General features: G+C 70.4%; 16 protein-coding genes. 10 read left to right on the forward strand and 6 right to left on the reverse strand.

Annotated elements, in window-relative coordinates; translation table 11 throughout:
- The first annotated feature begins 303 nt into the window (after nucleotides 1-303).
- Entirely contained in the window at nucleotides 304-1,494 is a 1,191-nt protein-coding gene (locus CACI_RS12415) for an ROK family transcriptional regulator (protein ID WP_012786702.1), read from the forward strand.
- 268 nt (nucleotides 1,495-1,762) lie between these two features.
- On the opposite strand, the gene CACI_RS12420 is transcribed toward CACI_RS12415, so the two are convergent.
- Nucleotides 1,763-2,731 (reverse strand): AraC family transcriptional regulator, encoded by a 969-nt coding sequence (locus CACI_RS12420; RefSeq protein ID WP_012786703.1) that lies wholly within the window; start codon nucleotides 2,729-2,731, stop codon nucleotides 1,763-1,765.
- Between the two features lie 142 nt (nucleotides 2,732-2,873).
- Here CACI_RS12420 and CACI_RS12425 point away from each other — a divergent pair, with 142 nt between their 5' ends.
- The 5 genes from CACI_RS12425 to CACI_RS12440 all read left to right on the forward strand — a co-directional run bounded on the left by CACI_RS12425 (nucleotide 2,874) and on the right by CACI_RS12440 (nucleotide 8,690).
- On the forward strand, nucleotides 2,874-3,740 hold the full coding sequence (locus CACI_RS12425; RefSeq protein WP_012786704.1) for an NmrA family NAD(P)-binding protein: 867 nt from the start codon (nucleotides 2,874-2,876) through the stop codon (nucleotides 3,738-3,740).
- Nucleotides 3,741-3,787: 47 nt separating this feature from the next.
- A complete protein-coding gene (locus tag CACI_RS12430; protein WP_012786705.1) occupies nucleotides 3,788-4,381 on the forward strand; it encodes a GNAT family N-acetyltransferase in 594 nt (197 codons plus the stop codon).
- A gap of 119 nt (nucleotides 4,382-4,500) precedes the next feature.
- Entirely contained in the window at nucleotides 4,501-5,724 is a 1,224-nt protein-coding gene (locus CACI_RS12435) for a low temperature requirement protein A (protein ID WP_012786706.1), read from the forward strand.
- A 69-nt stretch (nucleotides 5,725-5,793) separates the two neighbouring features.
- Nucleotides 5,794-5,961 carry a hypothetical protein gene (locus tag CACI_RS51100; RefSeq protein WP_012786707.1) on the forward strand — a complete coding sequence of 56 codons (168 nt, stop codon included), beginning with the start codon at nucleotides 5,794-5,796 and terminating at the stop codon, nucleotides 5,959-5,961.
- Nucleotides 5,962-6,047: 86 nt separating this feature from the next.
- A complete protein-coding gene (locus CACI_RS12440; RefSeq protein ID WP_012786708.1) occupies nucleotides 6,048-8,690 on the forward strand; it encodes a class III lanthionine synthetase LanKC N-terminal domain-containing protein in 2,643 nt (880 codons plus the stop codon).
- Here the strand turns inward: CACI_RS12440 and CACI_RS47710 are convergent.
- Nucleotides 8,662-10,143, reverse strand: coding sequence for a restriction endonuclease (locus tag CACI_RS47710; protein WP_012786709.1), 1,482 nt, complete (start codon nucleotides 10,141-10,143; stop codon nucleotides 8,662-8,664). The two genes, CACI_RS12440 and CACI_RS47710, sit on opposite strands and share 29 nt — an antisense overlap.
- Here CACI_RS47710 and CACI_RS12450 point away from each other — a divergent pair.
- Nucleotides 10,136-10,606, forward strand: a complete 471-nt coding sequence (locus CACI_RS12450; protein WP_143765211.1) for a hypothetical protein — start codon at nucleotides 10,136-10,138, stop codon at nucleotides 10,604-10,606. The two genes, CACI_RS47710 and CACI_RS12450, sit on opposite strands and share 8 nt — an antisense overlap.
- 120 nt (nucleotides 10,607-10,726) lie before the next feature.
- Entirely contained in the window at nucleotides 10,727-11,488 is a 762-nt protein-coding gene (locus CACI_RS12455) for a DeoR/GlpR family DNA-binding transcription regulator (protein ID WP_012786711.1), read from the forward strand.
- A 40-nt stretch (nucleotides 11,489-11,528) separates the two neighbouring features.
- On the opposite strand, the gene CACI_RS12460 is transcribed toward CACI_RS12455, so the two are convergent.
- On the reverse strand, nucleotides 11,529-12,317 hold the full coding sequence (locus tag CACI_RS12460; RefSeq protein WP_083795683.1) for a DUF1266 domain-containing protein: 789 nt from the start codon (nucleotides 12,315-12,317) through the stop codon (nucleotides 11,529-11,531).
- Between the two features lie 137 nt (nucleotides 12,318-12,454).
- The gene (locus tag CACI_RS12465) at nucleotides 12,455-13,171 is read right to left on the reverse strand and encodes a Mut7-C RNAse domain-containing protein (RefSeq protein WP_041540182.1); all 717 of its coding nucleotides are present in this window, start codon (nucleotides 13,169-13,171) and stop codon (nucleotides 12,455-12,457) included.
- 172 nt (nucleotides 13,172-13,343) lie between these two features.
- Between CACI_RS12465 and CACI_RS12470 the strand changes: the two genes are divergently transcribed.
- The gene (locus CACI_RS12470; RefSeq protein ID WP_041540183.1) at nucleotides 13,344-13,874 is read left to right on the forward strand and encodes a hypothetical protein; all 531 of its coding nucleotides are present in this window, start codon (nucleotides 13,344-13,346) and stop codon (nucleotides 13,872-13,874) included.
- A 142-nt stretch (nucleotides 13,875-14,016) separates the two neighbouring features.
- Here the strand turns inward: CACI_RS12470 and CACI_RS12475 are convergent, their stop codons facing one another.
- A complete protein-coding gene (locus CACI_RS12475) occupies nucleotides 14,017-14,688 on the reverse strand; it encodes a DUF2461 domain-containing protein (protein ID WP_012786714.1) in 672 nt (223 codons plus the stop codon).
- Nucleotides 14,689-14,800: 112 nt separating this feature from the next.
- Between CACI_RS12475 and CACI_RS12480 the strand changes: the two genes are divergently transcribed.
- Nucleotides 14,801-15,016 carry a dodecin gene (locus tag CACI_RS12480; RefSeq protein WP_041540184.1) on the forward strand — a complete coding sequence of 72 codons (216 nt, stop codon included), beginning with the start codon at nucleotides 14,801-14,803 and terminating at the stop codon, nucleotides 15,014-15,016.
- Between the two features lie 128 nt (nucleotides 15,017-15,144).
- On the opposite strand, the gene CACI_RS12485 is transcribed toward CACI_RS12480, so the two are convergent.
- Complete coding sequence (locus tag CACI_RS12485) at nucleotides 15,145-16,098, reverse strand: glycoside hydrolase family 130 protein (RefSeq protein WP_012786716.1); 954 nt, start codon at nucleotides 16,096-16,098, stop codon at nucleotides 15,145-15,147.
- Nucleotides 16,099-16,132 lie beyond the last annotated feature (34 nt).

Here is a 16,132-nt window from a genome sequence, read left to right on the forward strand (position 1 = left end):
TGAGGCAAGGGTTCTGCCGCCCGGAACGAGGTGATTTGGCTGCTGTGGCTCCTGCGGAACCTTCGGGGAGCACAGCCGTGTGTCCTGCCCCACATTCGCCAGGCCGGGCTACTTCGGTCTCCGATAGTTCTCGGGGGCTTTTACCTAACGCCGCTGGTCCCGCTGCTCGACGATTCGGCGCCCGCTCGCTCGCCGCCCAGGTGAGACCGGGTCGCTCAACGCGTCCCCTTGACCGCTCCAGCAGGTCCGCCCTACAGTTCCCGCGATGTTACATCGATGAACGATGCAAGAAGGACGGTCGGCGTGACCCAGCTCCGGTTCACCCAGAAGGGGACCAAAAGTTCCCTTCGCGCGCGCAACGATGTACTGGTGCTCCAGTGCGTCGCCGCGGGTGAGGGCCGGTTCTCGCGCACCGACGTGATCCGGGAGACCGGGCTGCCGACCGCCACGGTCTCGGAGATCGTCGGCGACCTCATCGAGCGCCGGCTGGTCCGCGAGACCGGACGCGAGGCGCAGCCGGTCGGCAAGCCGCGCGTGCTGCTCGATCTGGACGACACCCACCACCGGTTCATCGGCGTGCAGGTGGCCAACGAGCGGATCACCGCGAGCCGCTTCACCCTCAACGGCCACATGGAGCAGACCGAGACCGTCTCGCGCCCCCTGGACGCCCCGGCGCTGACCGCCGTGTCGGACATGGTGCGCCGCATGGGCGCTCCCACGCCGGGCCGGATCACCGGGGTCGGCGTCGCGGTGCCCGGCATCGTCGGCGACGACGGCGTGATCCGCGAGGCCGTGAACTACGGCTGGCACATGGTGTCGATGGGCCATGAGCTCTCAGAGCTCGTCGACGGCCTGCACGTCCATGTGATCAACGACGCCAACGCCGTGGCGCTGTCCGAGGTCGCGCTGGTCGCCGACCGGGACAAGACGGTGGCGGTCCTGTGGATCGGCACCGGCATCGGCGCCGGCATCGTGCTCGACGGCCGGCTCTACCACGGCGGCAACTTCCGCAGCGGCGAGATCGGCCACATCGACATCGGCACCTCGCTGCGCTGTCGCTGTGGACTGATCGGCTGCCTGGAGACCGTCGCGGCGCAGCCCATCATCCTCGGCGACGCCACCGAGCGCGCCGTCGCCAGCTACCTGGCCGGCGGCGACGACCAGGACGCCCGCGCCCTCGGCGAACGCGTGAACCGCGCCGCCCGCGAGGTGGCGCGCCTGCTGTCCACCCTGGCCGGGACCCTGGACGTCACCGAGTTCATCCTCGGCGGCCCGATCGCCGGCGACCCCCTCGGCCCGCCGCTGATGCGCGAGGTCAACGACCTGCTGGCGCTGCGCGTCATGTCAGGCTTCGAGCAACTCGTCCTGCGCGCCTCCACACTCGGCACACACAGCCTGGTGTTCGGCGCGGCAGCCCACGCCATCCGCCAGGAACTCGGCGTCGTGATCACCATGCCCGCCGGTGCGGACGAGGCCGGTGATAACGCGGCCTAGCCAGGAGAGCCCACCCACCGCCCACCCGACCGCGTCCATCCCCACCGGACGCCCCAGACGGTGTCGCCCCGCATTCCTGAGCCGGAGCGACGCCACCCGGTGCCGCCCCGAATTCCTGAGCCGGGGCGACCCCGCGGACGCCGTCCCGCATTCCTGAGCCGGGACAGCGCCCGACCAGCGCCGCCCCGAATCCTGAGCCGGGGCGGCGCTTGGTTTTGGGGGAGCGGGGAGCTTGGGTGAAAGGCGCCCTAAGCCGCCCTAAGCCGCCCTAAGCCGCCTCCGCGACCTCCCGCCGATACCGCCCCGGCGCGATCCCGAACTCGCGCTTGAACGCTTTCGCGAAGGCGAACTCCGAGGCGTATCCGACGCGCTGCGCCACAGTACTCAGCGGTGCGTCGGATTCGCGCAGCATGCGGCCGGCGATCGTCATGCGCCACCAGGTCAGGTAAGTCAGCGGCGGCTCACCGACCAGGGCCGTGAACCGTTGCGCGAACGCCGAGCGACTCAGACCCGCGCGGTCGCCGAGTTCTGCGACGGTCCAGGCGCGGCCCGGGTCGTCGTGCAGGTCTGTCAGGGCGCTGCTGATCGCGGGGTCGGTCAGTGCGCCCGGCCAGCCCAGCGCTGTGATGGTGCGTGCGGTGTCCGTGCCTGCGGTGTCCGTGCGTGCGGGGTCGGCGCGGGCCGAGCGCTCGATCCAGCCGCGCAGGATCAGCAGGAGCAGCGCGTCGACCAGCGCCGGTACCACGCCGTCCTGTCCCGGCTGCGCGTGCTCCAGCTCCGCGCCGAGCAGCGTGACCGTGGCGGCCAGGCCCGGCGTCTCGTCGGCGCGCAGGAGCAGCAGATCCGGTAGTTCCGCCAGCAGCGGATGCGGCCGCGTTCGTCCCAGCTGATACGCCCCGCACAGCAGCAGCGAGCGCTCCCCGCTGCCCTCGACGTCCACCCGCCCGATCGTCTGCCCCGGGCGCCAGCCCGCCGGCCGGAAGTCCTGCAGCGGCGTCGCCGGGTCGTCGGCGAGCGCGACCGAGTTCCCGTGCCGCACCAGCGTCACCTCCCCGACCGCCATCTCCACCGGCTCCCCGCTCGGCGGCAGCAGCCAGCACCGGCCGCGCAGCAGCACGTGGAACGCCGTCCCGCCGATCGCCCCGAACCGCAAGCCCCACGGCGCGCGCACCTCGGTCCGCGCCGAGCGCGTCTGTCCGGAGCGCATCGCGGTGAGGGCGTCGGTGAGTACGTCCATACGCCCGATGCTAGCGCGCAGCCGGACGATCGGACATGTTTTCAGGACTCGACGACATTCATCATCCGCAGCTGCCGCCCTACCGTTGAAGACATCAACCACAGCAACGGACTCAGACCGCAACCTCAGGGAGCTGATGACAATGGCCATCCTCGTGATCGGCGCGACCGGCAAGACCGGCCGACCCGTGGTGGACGCCCTCGCCGCACGCGGTGCGAAGGTCGCCGCCGCCAGCCGCAATCCCGAAGCCGGACGCGAACTCCCCGACGGCGTCACGCCGGTCCGCTTCGACTGGGCCGACCGCACCACCTGGACCTCGGCCCTGGAGGGCGCCGAAGCCCTCTACATCGTCGGTCCCTACGCCCACCCCACCGGCGAGCGCCTTGTCGCCGACCTGCTCGCCGAAGCCCACGACACCCACCGCGTCGTCCTGCTGTCGGTGATCGGCGCCGAGCTGCTGCCGGTCGAGGCGATGATGGCGCACTGGGAGCGCGCCGTCCGCGCCTCCGGCAAGGAGTGGACCATCCTGCACCCGAACTGGTTCTTCCAGAACTTCGGTACCGGATTCCTCCCCTCCCTGCGTGATCGCGGCGTCCTGCAACTCCCCGCCGGCGACGCCCCAGTGAGCTTCGTCGACACCCGCGACATCGGCGAGGTCGCCGCCGCGGCGCTGACCGAGGACGGCTACGCCGGCCAGGTGCTCACCATCACCGGACCCGACAGCCTGTCCCACGGCGAAGCCGTCGCGATGCTGAGCGAAGCCTCCGGCCGTCCCCTGGCCTACAAGCCCGTCGAGCCTGAGCAGGCGGAGGCGAACTCCCGCGCGGCAGGCGTGAGCGAGCGCACCATCATCGCCCAGCGCGGTCTGTTCCAGGTCATCCGCGACGGCGGGAACGCCCCGGTGACCGACGTCGTCCAGCGCGTCACCGGCCACGCGCCGCGCAGCTTCGCGCAGTACGCCGCCGAGCACGCCGACCTCTGGCGCGACGCCACGAACTCAACGAACTAGTACAAACGAGATTGCCACTAGTTCAAACAAGCGATACCCTCGCGATCATGACAGCGAAGACCCCCGCGCCGATCACCCTCACCGGGTCCCACATCCGACTGGAACCCCTGTCCCGCAGCCACCTCCCGGACCTCTTCGCGGCCGGCGGCAACGACGACGCGGTCTGGCAGTGGCAGGGCGGCCCGACGCCCCGCACCGAGCAGGAACTCGGCGCGAAGCTGGACAAGATCGTCGGCAACGCCTCCTACGTCGCCTTCGCCGTCATCCTGCTCAGCACCGGCAAGGCCATCGGCTGGACCACCTTCAGCGACATCAGCGCCGTCGACGAGCGCCTGGAGATCGGCTGGACCTGGTACGGCAGCGCCTACTGGCGCTCGGCGGTGAACACCGAAGCCAAGCTCCTGCTTCTCGTCCACGCCTTCGAGGACCTCGGCATGGGCCGCGTGCAGTGGAAGACCGACCACATGAACCAGCGTTCGCAAAACGCCATCGCCCGCCTCGGCGCGCAGCGCGAAGGCGTCCTGCGCCGGCACCGGATGCGGCCGGACGGGACGTTCCGCGACAGCGTCTACTTCTCGATGCTCGCCGAGGAGTGGCCGGCGGCCAAGCAGCGTCTCACCGAGCGGCTGGCGCGCGGCTGACGACAGCCGGAAGCATCGCCTGCGGTCCGCCGTCCACGGGGGATGGCGGACCGCTCCTCGTTCTCCTCTCGCCGTTAGGGTGAAGGCGCCCACCGACGATCAGGACATCAGGGGAGACCATGACCGCCACGCCGGCTCACGCCGAGAGCGAGACGGCCGATGGGCGCGCCGCCGGCGGGCAGGCCGCCCCGCGCCGGGTGACCACCCTGGAGCTGTTCTTCGACCTGGTCTTCGTGTTCACCGTCACGCAGCTGACCGTCCTGCTCGCCGACGACCTGTCCTTCGCTCAGGTCGGCCGCGTGCTCCTGATCTTCGCGGTGCTGTATTGGATGTACGGCGCCTACGCCTACCTGACCAACCAGGTGCCCCCGGAGAACCTCGCGCGCCGCGTGGTCCTGATGATGGGCATGTTCGGCTTCCTCACCTGCGCGCTCGCGATCCCGAAGGTCTTCTCCGTGGACGGCGTCGCCTTCGGTCTGGCTTTCCTGTTGGTGACAGCCGTCCACAGCGCCCTGTACGCCCTGATCCACCGCAAGTACGTCCTCAGCTTCGCCGTCCCGAACCTCGCCGCGGCGGGCTGCGTCACGGCCGCCGGCGCCGTGAAAGGGGGCGCCGCCGACCTGCTCTGGCTGGCCGCCGTCCTGCTGCAGCAGCTCGCGCCGATCGTCTCCAGCCGGATCTCCGGCGACTACGAGGACGGCCGCGCGCCGGTCACCGAGAACGTCGGCGACCTGGACCCCGCGCACTTCGTCGAGCGCCACGGCCTGCTGCTGATCATCGTCTTCGGGGAGTCGGTGGTGGCGATCGGCGCCGGCGCCGCCGGGATCCGGCTCGACTGGGGTCTGGCCGGCGGGATCGCGCTGGCGCTCGCGCTGGCCGTCACCCTGTGGTGGACCTACTTCGGGCACGACGAATCCGCCGCCGAACACGCCCTGGCCGCCGTCTCCGGCATCCGCCGCTTCCGCCTCGGGATGCGCGCCTACTACTACAGCTTCGTCCCGATGCTGCTCGGCATCGCGATCCTCGCCGCCGGGCTCAAGAAAGCCGTCGGGCATCTGGGCGAGGAGTTGCCGGCCTCCGCCGCGGTCGCGCTCGCCGGCGGCGTCGCGGTTTTCCTCCTAGGTGATCTCTGTTTCCGGTTGAGCCTGCGGATTTCTCCCATGTTCTTCAGGAGCGTCGGCGCGGCGGCCGTCCTCGCCACGATTCCGCTGGCAGGCGCTTCGGCGGCGGCGGAACTTCTCGGGCTCACCGTTGTCATGGTCCTGATGCTGGTCGCTGAGGACGGCGCGCGGCGCCGTCAGCGCCGGGGCACATCGTCACACGGAGAGTCGATCACCCATTGACGCCCGCCCCGAGGGCGGTTAGACAGGGCAGAGTCCGAGCATCGGACGCCTCTCATAAGGAGCGCGAAGATGAACGAACTGCTCGAGTTGGAGCCACGCGAGACCGATGCCGACGAGCTCGACGTGGACACCGCCTTCAGCGGGATCGCCGACGCCTCTCGGGACCACAGCCAGTGTCTGCACTGCTGCGGTGAGGACGTCAGCCACTGGTTCTTCGCGACCAGCATCCCCTGGTAGTCCCTGACCGATCAGCGCTGGGGGCGACCCGCGTCAGGACTGACGGCGACACGGCAACACAGCACCACGAAAGAAGGACGTTCGATATGAACGGCGGGCTGTCGCCGCAGGACGTGGAGCACCTGATCCGAAAACACGCCGCCCAGGCCGGTGTCGAGATCGGGCTCAAGGAAGGCACCACCTGGCTGGGCGTCCGCCCGCCGGGTGCGCGTGTGATGGAACAAGGCTGGAAGCTGCACATCTCCAGCCGGACCGGCGCCCTGGCCGAGACCGCCGAGGTGATCGTGCCGGCGCTGCTGGCCGAGGGCTGCGCGTTCAAGATGGCCGGCTCCACCGACGCCCTGGCCCGGCTCAACGACGGCACCACCACGCCGTCCTCGATCGGCAAGGCGTTCACCGTCTATCCCGACCAGGACCGCGTCCGCGCCGTGGGGCTGATGCTCGCGCACCTCTTACGCGGCCGGGCGGCGCCGCGCGTGCTCAGCGACCGCCGCGTGGCCGCCGACGCCCCGGTCTACTACCGCTACGGACCCATCGACAAGCCGTGGGGCGCCGACGCCCAAGGCAAGCTGGTCATGACCCTGACCGGCCCGGACGGCGAGGAGTTCCCGGCGCTGGCGACCCTGCGCTACCGCCAGCCGACCTGGGCCGTGGACCCGTTCACCGGCGAGCCCGGTGCGCGGGACTGGGAACGCTCCCCGAACCACTCCACCCGGCTCGGCGACCACTACGAGGTCGACGCCGGCATCGTGCACGCCGGCCGCGGCGACGTGATGCGCGCCGTGGACGTCCGCGACGGCAGCCGCGTCATCGTCAAGCAGTCGCGGGCGCTGGTGGACGAAGGCGAGGACGGCGTCGACACCCGGCTGCGCGTCCGCAACGAGCGCCGCGTGCTGGCCGTTCTGGAGGGCGTGGACGGCGTGGCAGGGTACGTCGACCACTTCCGCGCCGGCACCGACGAGTTCCTGGTGACCCGCGACGTGGGCCGCAGCAACCTCGCCGACGACGTGATGGAGAACGGCCGCTATCCCGCGGCCGCCGCCCCCGAAGCGGTCCCCGGCCGCACGCTGGAACAGCTCGCGCGGCAAATGGCGACCATCATCCTGGCGGTGCACGAACGCGGCGTCCTGATCCGCGACCTGAACCCGCGCAACGTGGTCGTCGCCCCGGACGGCAGCGCCAAGCTGATCGACCTGGGACTGGCCGGACACAACGGCCTGTATCTGCCCGGCGGCACCTCCGGCTACTCCAGCGCCCGGCAGTTCCGGCACCAGGACGCCACGACCGGCGACGACCTCCTGGCCCTCGGCACGACCCTGTGCTACGCCTGGTCGGCGCTGCCCGCGGTCGTCCTGAGCCGCGACGTGGACGAGCCGCGCCGCATCGCCTTACGCATGATCCGAGCACGCTGCGGTGAAGCCCCGGGCGGAGTCCTGGGGCTGATCTGTGATCTGCTCAGCATGGACGACGACCGCGTGCAGGAAGCGGCGCGGCGCATGGCCGCCGGGCACTTCTCCGCCGCCCGCCGCACCCGCACCGCGCTCCCGGCCTCCGCGCCGGTGACCGACGCGCTGATCGACGAGATCGGCGCGAACCTGCTCAGCGACCTGACGAACCAGACCCGCAGGATCCTGACCGAGGTCCCGCGCACCGAACAGGTCGGCGTGGACGGCTGCGTCTACCGAGGCGGCGCCGGCATCGGCCTGGAGCTGCTGGAACACCTGGAGACCCCGGGTGTGTCCGACCTCGTCGCCGACCTGGTCCCGTTCAGCCGGCGCGGCGCCGAGGTGGTCCGGCTGGGACCGGGACTGTGGACCGGACGCACCGGACTCGACGTGTTCCGGCTCACCGCCGCCCGGCGCCTGACACCCGGCGTCGTGGCCCGCGCCGACCCCGAGGCGAAACCCTGCGACGTCGAAATCCTCGACCACGACTGGAAACCGGAATACTCCGACCTGATCAGCGGCGCCTCCGGTATCGGACTCGGCCACCTGCTCCTGCGCGACCTCGACGGACGCCCCGAGCACCTGGACACCGCCCGGCTGTGCGCCGAGCACGTCCTGGCCAACACCATGCCCGACCCCGGATCCGAGCCCGGTCTGCTCGGCGACACCTCAGGGGTCGAGATTTCCGCCGCCCGCGGACACGGCCTGGCCGGCACGGTCGACGCGCTCGCCGTCATCGGCACCCACCTGGCCGACGACACCATCCTCATCGGCGCCGACGAGCGCGCCCGCGAACTCGTCCGGCGGGCCGACCGGCTCGCCGCGCAGTCTGTCCGGCCCACGACCGCACCGCTGGCCGCGTCCTGGTGCCAGGGCCTGGCCGGGATCGTCACCAGCCTGCTGACCGCGGGGGAGTACCTGAACGACAGCACCTACACCGACGCCGCACGCCGCACCGCCGACGCCTGTATCGCGCTCATCCCGCGCATGGACAAGCCGACGCAGTGCTGCGGCCTGTCCGGGATCGGCAACATGCTGATCGACATCGCCGGCCGGGACGGCGACGAGCGGTACCGGGAGGCGGCGCGCGCGGTCGTGGCACAACTGCTCGTGCGCAGCGCCGGCCCGGCCGGCCACCCGGTCTTCGTCCGCGACCACCCCGGCGAGTACAGCGCCTCCTGGGCGTACGGCGTCGCCGGGATCCTGAGCTTCTTCCGGCGCCTCTCCCGCGGCGGTGGACCGATGGCTCTGGCGGTCAGCTCCTCGCTGTCCTGCGTCCACTGATCAGGACCTCCATGCCGAGGTGCTCCTTGACCAGGGTGCGCAGGCGCGGGCCGTCGATCAGCGTGATGCGCCCGACCTCGGCGGCGAAGGCGTAGCTGGCCGGACCGAAGGACGAGGTGGTGACGACCAGGCCGGTGTAGGCCTTCTTCTCCTGCATCGTGCCGTACAGGGCGCGCACCGCCTCGACCGGCACGGTGTGGGAGTAGCGCTTGGCCTGGATGACGCAGACGCCGCCGATGGCGATGTCGTCGCGGACCGCCACCGCGTCGACGCCGCCGTCGCGGCTGTCCGGGGTCTTCCAGGCCTTGAAGCCCATGGCGAGGAACAGGTCGCGGATGAGGCGTTCGAAGTCGTAGGGGTCCATCGTGGCGAGGTCCAGCCCGGTCGCTGTCTCGTTGCGGCGGTCCCGCTCTTGGTCGGGATCGATGAAGGGGAGCACCGGCTCCAGGCCGTAGGCGTCGTCGGACAGCCGCGCGTTCAGATGGCGCAGGCACGACACCGGGTCCAGGCGCGGCTCGTCCAGCGCGACGCGTTCGAAGACGCTGCGCTCCACCACGAGGCTGACCAGACAGGGCCGTACCGGCTGTCCGGTCGCCGGATCGGTGCCGCGGACGTGGCCGTTGACGGCGATGACGTCGACTGTCTCCGGCGCGGTGACGGCGGCTGCGTAGTCGGCGACGCAGAGCGCAAGGCGCGCGACAGCATCCTGATAAATGCGCTGGATCTCTGATGCGCGCCGGGGGATCGCGACGATTTCGCCTTGCGCTGCTACGTATCGAAACGCCTTGTCGGTCGGTATGCCTTCGGTGCGCGGCAGATCGACGGCGACGGTCAGCCGGTGGGCGTCGGGGGAGTAGGTCACTTCGGGGTGCGCGTGTTTCAGGAACGAGCGCTCGGCGAGGATTTCCGCGACGCGATCGGCGAAGCTCTGCTCGTCGCCTTCTCTCAGGGCGGCGCTGGAATCCGCGCGCAGCGGCTCCAGTTCGCGATCGCGATTCGTCAGGACGCTGCCGATCGCTTGGACGCGGTGCTCGAGTTTCTGGGTGCGTTCCGCCGCCTCGTCTTTGAGCTGTTGCAGAGCCTGATTTTTCTGCCCGCGCGCGGCATCCCGTTCCCGCGCCAGGGCTTCGCGCGCCTCAGCCTGCTGACGTAGCGTCTCGCGCTTCTCCATCTCCCGAAGGACCTGCTGCACCTGCTTGGCGTCAGCCGCCTGCTGTCGCTTGGCCATGTCCTCCGCCGCACGCTGCGCCTGCCGCGCAGCCGCGTCCTCCCGGCGCGCTGCCGCTCGCTTCTCCTTCTCCTGCTCCGCCTTGGCTGCCTTCTCCACCGCCGCCTTGTGCGCCGCCCTGCGCTGCTGCGCCTCGAAGAGCTGCTGCGCGACACTCTTCGGCTTCGACCCCGCCACGAGGCTTCCCTCCCCATTGAAGAACCCTGCGATACCCGTCATGGTCATACCCATGGACCTGTCGACGTTGCTGCTTCCCGGCGCCCAGAACCTCGCCACCGCCATGCTCTCCGACGCCTGGACCGCCACTCGCGACGCCGTCGCGCGCCGTTGGGGGCGCGGCGACCACGCCGCGACCAAGCAGGCAGCGGCCGAACTCGATGATTCCCGTACCCAGGCGCTGGCGTTGTTCCCCGCTTCCGCCGGCGTCGACGCCGTCGTGCCCGCCGCCGCCGACCCGGCGCTGCTGCAGGCGTTCCTCGCCGGCTACCTCGCCGCGCTGGCCCGTACCGATCCGGGGCGGCTGCCGGCGCTGTTCTCGCTCACGGCGCAGCCCGGGCAGCAGGCCGCCGCCGCTGCGGCGCGCAATGTGAACTACGGCGAGGTGGAACGGCTCGTGCAGGTCGACGCGGAGAGCATCGACAAGCTCGTGCAGATCGACGGCGACGTCCAAGGCGGCTTCCACATGTGACGGCGGGGCGGCGGTGACCCTGCTGGCGGCATCCGGCGCCCTTACAATGGCGACCAGCGAAACGCAGCGATACGGCGCCCAACCGACGCACCCGGCGACCGGCGACATCAGGGGTGGGACATGTACGCGGAGGAGCGCCAGCAGGCCATCTTGGCGAAGGCGCGGGCGCACGGGCGGGTCGACGTCGTGGGGCTCGCCGAGGAGCTGGCGGTCACCACCGAGACCATCCGGCGCGACCTGACGGTGCTGGAGCGCGCCGGGGTCGTGCGGCGCGTGCACGGCGGCGCGATCCCGGTCGAGCGCCTCGGATTCGAACCGGGCGTGGCGGCGCGGGACGCGGTGATGACCGCGGAGAAGGAGCGGATCGCCAAGGCCGCGCTCGCCGAGCTGCCCGAGGAGGGCTCGGTCATCATCGACGCCGGGACCACGACCGGGCGCCTGATCGAGATCCTGCCGGTGGACCGGGAACTGACCGTCATCGTCAACGCGCCGGCCTTCGCCGCACAGCTGGCGACCAGATCCAATCTCACGGTCCTGATGCTCGGCGGGCGCATCCGCGGCCGCACCATGGCGGCGGTCGACGACTGGGCTCTGGCTCCGCTGTCGCAGCTGTGCGTGGACGTCGCCTTCGTGGCGACCAACGGCGTCTCGGTCGGGCGCGGGCTCACCACCCCCGACATCACCGAGGCCGCGGTGAAGCGCGCGATGATCGGCGCGGCGCGGCGCACCGTGCTGCTCGCCGACCACAGCAAGGTCGGCAACGACTGCATGGCGCGCTTCGGCGGACTGGCCGACGTCGACCTGTTCATCACCGACACCGGACTGGACGAGGAGACCGCCGGGGAGTTCGGCGACGCGGGCATCCGGGTGATGCGTACCTAGGCGCACCTAGCTTTATCTAGCCGTACCTAGGCGTATCGCCTCACCAGGGCAGGCGCTGCCAAGGGCTGTCCGCCTTGCTCAGCAACGACTTCCCGCTGCTTGTGTACCTCCGGTAGTCGGCGCTGACCTCCTGCGCGTCGAACGTGCCGTTGCACTGCCAGAAGACCCGCCCGGCCAGGAAGCCGAGCTGGAACTCCTCCCACGACGGATACTCCGGCAGCACCATCCGCGCCGCCGCGTCGATCGCCGCCCACGCCTCGTCCGCGGGCAGGTACCCGGCGTCGACGATGAAGCGGCTCACGTGCACCACGCGCGCGGCGTCCCAAGCGGCGATGCTCTCGATGATCCGCCGCGGGTAGTGCCCCTGCATCATCGCCCGCGACGGCCACGCCGACTGGAAGTAGTTCAACGCCACATCTGGCCGCTCACCGCGCTGCATCGCGATCGCCGGGATCTCCCGCGTCGCCTGCTCCACCCGGGCCCGCTCGTCGGCGCGGCTGAGGTCCCAGCCCGCGTTCAGGTAGCCGCGCACGCAGGCGTAGACATCGCGGTGCCCGCCCTCCTCGAGCAGGAAGCGGTAGGTGGCGCGCGCCGACTGGGCGTCATAGACATCCCACGCCTGCTCCAAGACCTTCGCCGCGCTCTGCGGATCGGAGCCGGCCGTCAGGGCATTGATGGGCAGATCGTCGCCGACCGCGTACACCGCACCCAGCGCCAGCCCGCGCTCCTGCCGCGCAGTCAACGCGGGCGCATCGGGCAGCACCTTGAACCCGAAGTCGACCATGCTCCGCAACCTGCCCAAGATGCCCACGGACGTTCCCCCTGCCATGCCGGACACCCCGCCAAGCGGTCCCGGAACGTTCGTTCAGGCAGGTCGGGGCGATACTGGACAGGGGACCCTAACCCGCGCCACCGATCGGGCACACCGGCACAATTACCCGCAGGGACACCCCGCCCCGGGCATTTTCACCGCCCCCGCATCGCCTGCTCCACAATCGCATCCAGGCTCGCCGAATGCGCCCCACGCCAATAGGCATGACCGCAGGACTCGCACTCAGCGAAGGCGTCATAAGCCTTAGCAGTCCCGCTCTCCAACCGATCCCGCATCTCTTCCTTCGCCACCGCCCGCAGCACACCGTTACATGCGGTACACCGCGTCCACGGCGCCAACACCGGCTGAAACCGATCAAGAATCTCATCCAGCTGCACCGCAGGCTTATGGCTGTAGACATAAGCACCAGCAAACAACTCCCGCCGATGCAACAACCCCCGATCCCGCGAAAGCATCACCCGCTGCTCCCGAGCCGACCAGGCCGCCAACGCCGCATCCCCCACATCAGGAGTCTCATACGCGGCATCAACCCCCAGCACCCGCAACCGCCGCGCCAACGTCCCCAAATGAACGTCCAGCAAAAACCGCAACGACCCCCCAACCCGCTGCGGAAAACCCAACTTCCGCACCTCCACCCGCTCCCCACTCACCGGCACATGCCCAACCCCCACAACCCGCCCATCAACCACCAACTCCCCAACCTCAACCAACGGCACCCCCAGAGCCTCCACAACATGCCCCAGACTCGACACGCCATCAGTCGCAACCCCAGCCCCCACCCCACGGTTAGCCGCCGACACAAAGACATGCAACCCAGGGTCGAACGTAATACTGATCTCCACTTTCGCCACCCGGCCAGCATGCCAGCGCCCAGATCACGCGACCACTGGATTGCCAGCCGCGGCAGCCGCCCCACACCTCCCCAGCACCAGCCACACGCCACGGTCCAGCCGCCCGGCAGCGCTGCCAACGGCACCCCGCTGCTTCTCGCCGCTCAGCGTGCCACGATGCAGCCGCCCGGCAGTGCTGCTGACGCCCATCCCGCCGCTTCTGGCCACTCGCCGCGCCACGATCCAACCGACCGGCATTGTTGCTGACGCCACCCCGCTACTTCTCGCGACTCGGCGCGCCACGATCCGGCCGGCCGACAGTGCTGCCGACGGCACCCCGCTACTTCTCGCCACTCGGCGCGCTACGATCCAGCCGCCCGGCAGCGCTGCCGACGCCATCCCGCTGCTTCTCGCGACTCGCCGCGCCACAATCTGGCCGGCCGACGGCACCCCACTACTTCTCGCCACTTGGCGCGCCATGATCCGGCTGCCCGGCAGCGCTGCCGACGGCGCCCCGCCACTTCTCGCCACTTGGCGCGCCATGATCCGGCTGCCCGGCAGCGCTGCCGACGGCGCCCCACCACTTCTCGCCACTCGGCGCGCCACGATCCGGCCGCCCGGCGGTTTCGCGCGCGGCGGCCTGTGGCTGCTCGCCGCTCGGCGCGGACCATCGGCGGTCTGCTCGTGGCGCTCCCGCGGCTCCTTGCTGCTCAGCGCGCCATGATCTAGGCGACTGGCTGCTTTCGGCTTCTCGGTGCTCGGCGCGGACCATCGTCCAGCCGACCTGCGGTTCTTCGGCGCGGACCATCGTCCAGCCGATCCGTGGTTCTTCGGCGCGGCTGTCTGGAACTAGTTTGCTGGCGCCCCTAGAACTTCTCGGTTCCCTCAGATTCCTCGGTGCTCGGCGCGGCATTGGCCATGATCCAGCTGACCAGTGGCGTGATCGCCTGCCAGTCCTTCTTCACCGCGGTCGCGAAGCCCGAGCCGGCGGCCTCCGACGGCGCCACCGATCGGCTGGCGGTCACGTACTCGCGGCGCATCAGGTCCAGGCGCGGATGGTCTGCCGGGACGCCGCGGGGGCGGGTGCGGACTTGGGCGCCGCTGATTTCGAAGCCGCGCTTCTCTAGCTTGGCGACGATCGCCTCGATCTCCGTGCCGGTGGCGGGTTGGTCGATGGCGGCGCGGAAGCGGGTTGTCTGCTCGCGGTGGTGGGGGTGGAAGCCGCCGCCTACGTAGAGGCCGTCGGCGTCGAGGGAGAGGTAGTAGCCGACGCCGGGGGCGATGTTCAGGAGGGCGCCTTGGCGGGTCTTGTAGGGGGACTTGTCGTGGCTGAAGCGGATGTCGCGGTGGGGGCGGAACATGCTTGGCTTGGCGTTGAAGGCCGGTGCCAGTTGGTCGAGGAGTGCTTGCATGGGTTCGCGGACGGCCTGCTCGTACACGTGCTTGTGGTCGGTCCAGTATTCCTTCGAGTTGTCGGCGGCGAGGCCGAGGTAGAAGTCGAAGGCCTCGTCGGTGAATCCCGCGAACCGCGTCGTCATGCGGCCATCGAAGCATGTTCGCGCCTGTGGTGCGCGTGTCATCACCCGATCGGACGCTGCCGTGCCGCCTGCGGGGATGCGCGGGGCTCCGACCTGCCTGAGCCTGGCAACCATGAGCGAGCACACCTACCGCGTCACCGAGATCGTCGGCTCCTCGCACGAGGGCATCGACGCCGCGATCCGCAACGCCATCCAGCGCGCCAACACGACCCTGCACAAGCTGGACTGGTTCGAGGTGACCCAGATCCGCGGACACCTGAAGGACGGCGAGGTCGGGCACTTCCAGGTCGGGCTGAAGGTCGGGTTCCAGATCGATGAGGCGGATTGATAACAGCGAGTTGACAACGCTGGGTGATATTGGCGATATAGGCGACGTCAGCGGCGATCGCAGCACTCACGCGACCGCCGCTGCCCCCCCGCGCTGCCCTCACAGCGTCACACCCAGCACCCTCACCCTCACCCGTACTGCCACAAGTGGTCCAGCACCTCGCCCAGATTCGCCGTCGCCAGCGCGACCACCGAATCCCCGGCGCCGTAGTACAGCCGCAGCTCGCCGGTGTCCTCCACGTGCACCATGCCGGTCGGGAACACCACGTTCGGCACGTCGCCGCGCTTCTCGTACTCCGCCGACGGTCCGATCACCCAGGCCGGGGAGCGCCGGAGGACGCGGGCCGGGTCGTCCAGGTCGAACAGCACCAGGCCGGCGCGGTACAGCGGTCCGGCCGGCATCTGCTTCACGCCGTGGTAGATCGCCAGCCAGCCGTGCTCGGTCTCGATCGGCGCCGGGCCGAGCCCGATGCGCGCCGCGTCCCACCACGGGCCCTCGCGGCTGGCCATCACCGGCTCCGGCGCGGTCCAGTGCTGCAGGTCGGGCGAGCGCGACAGCCAGATGTTGCCGCGGTTGCTGTCCCGGGAGCTGACCGGGCGGTGGTAGAGCACGAAGTCGCCGCCGACCCGGCGCGGCAGCAGCGCCGCGTCCTTGTCGTCGGGCGGCATCACCGCGCCCAGCTTCTCCACCGACTGGAAGTCCTCGGTCGTCGCCAGTGCGACGCAGGGCCCTGACGGACCGTACGCCGTGTAGGCGATCACGTACTTCTCCAGCTCCGGCACCCACGTCACCCGGCAGTCCTCCACGCCCCACATCGACGTGTGGTCGCCCGGATCCTCGGCCAGCAGCGGCTTGGCGTCCACCCGCCAGCCGTGCACGCCGTCGGGGGAGCGCGCGACCGTCAGGTGCGAGATCCCGCGCGCGTCCTCGACCCGGCACAGCAGCACGGTCTCCCCGTCGTGCATCGCCGCGCCGGGGTTGAACACGGTGTTCACGCGGTAGGGCCAGTCCTTCGCGGTGAGGATCGGGTTGGCCGGTTCGCGCCGGAACAAGTCCCGGATGGCGTCGTCTTTGGTCGGCAAGGCTGCTTCCCCCTCATATGAGATGGCGTCGATC

It is taken from the genome of Catenulispora acidiphila DSM 44928, from assembly GCF_000024025.1.
Taxonomy (GTDB): domain Bacteria; phylum Actinomycetota; class Actinomycetes; order Streptomycetales; family Catenulisporaceae; genus Catenulispora; species Catenulispora acidiphila.

Excerpts from the sequence above, each read along its gene's own strand:
- CACI_RS12420 (WP_012786703.1), bottom strand. The coding sequence starts at position 2,731 with ATGGACGTACTCACCGACGCCCTCACCGCGATGCGCTCCGGACAGACG.
- CACI_RS12425 (WP_012786704.1), top strand. The coding sequence starts at position 2,874 with ATGGCCATCCTCGTGATCGGCGCGACCGGCAAGACCGGCCGACCCGTG.
- CACI_RS12430 (WP_012786705.1), top strand. The coding sequence starts at position 3,788 with ATGACAGCGAAGACCCCCGCGCCGATCACCCTCACCGGGTCCCACATC.
- CACI_RS12435 (WP_012786706.1), top strand. The coding sequence starts at position 4,501 with ATGACCGCCACGCCGGCTCACGCCGAGAGCGAGACGGCCGATGGGCGC.
- CACI_RS51100 (WP_012786707.1), top strand. The coding sequence starts at position 5,794 with ATGAACGAACTGCTCGAGTTGGAGCCACGCGAGACCGATGCCGACGAG.
- CACI_RS12440 (WP_012786708.1), top strand. The coding sequence starts at position 6,048 with ATGAACGGCGGGCTGTCGCCGCAGGACGTGGAGCACCTGATCCGAAAA.
- CACI_RS12450 (WP_143765211.1), top strand. The coding sequence starts at position 10,136 with ATGGTCATACCCATGGACCTGTCGACGTTGCTGCTTCCCGGCGCCCAG.
- CACI_RS47710 (WP_012786709.1), bottom strand. The coding sequence starts at position 10,143 with ATGACCATGACGGGTATCGCAGGGTTCTTCAATGGGGAGGGAAGCCTC.
- CACI_RS12455 (WP_012786711.1), top strand. The coding sequence starts at position 10,727 with ATGTACGCGGAGGAGCGCCAGCAGGCCATCTTGGCGAAGGCGCGGGCG.
- CACI_RS12460 (WP_083795683.1), bottom strand. The coding sequence starts at position 12,317 with ATGGCAGGGGGAACGTCCGTGGGCATCTTGGGCAGGTTGCGGAGCATG.
- CACI_RS12475 (WP_012786714.1), bottom strand. The coding sequence starts at position 14,688 with ATGACGACGCGGTTCGCGGGATTCACCGACGAGGCCTTCGACTTCTAC.
- CACI_RS12480 (WP_041540184.1), top strand. The coding sequence starts at position 14,801 with ATGAGCGAGCACACCTACCGCGTCACCGAGATCGTCGGCTCCTCGCAC.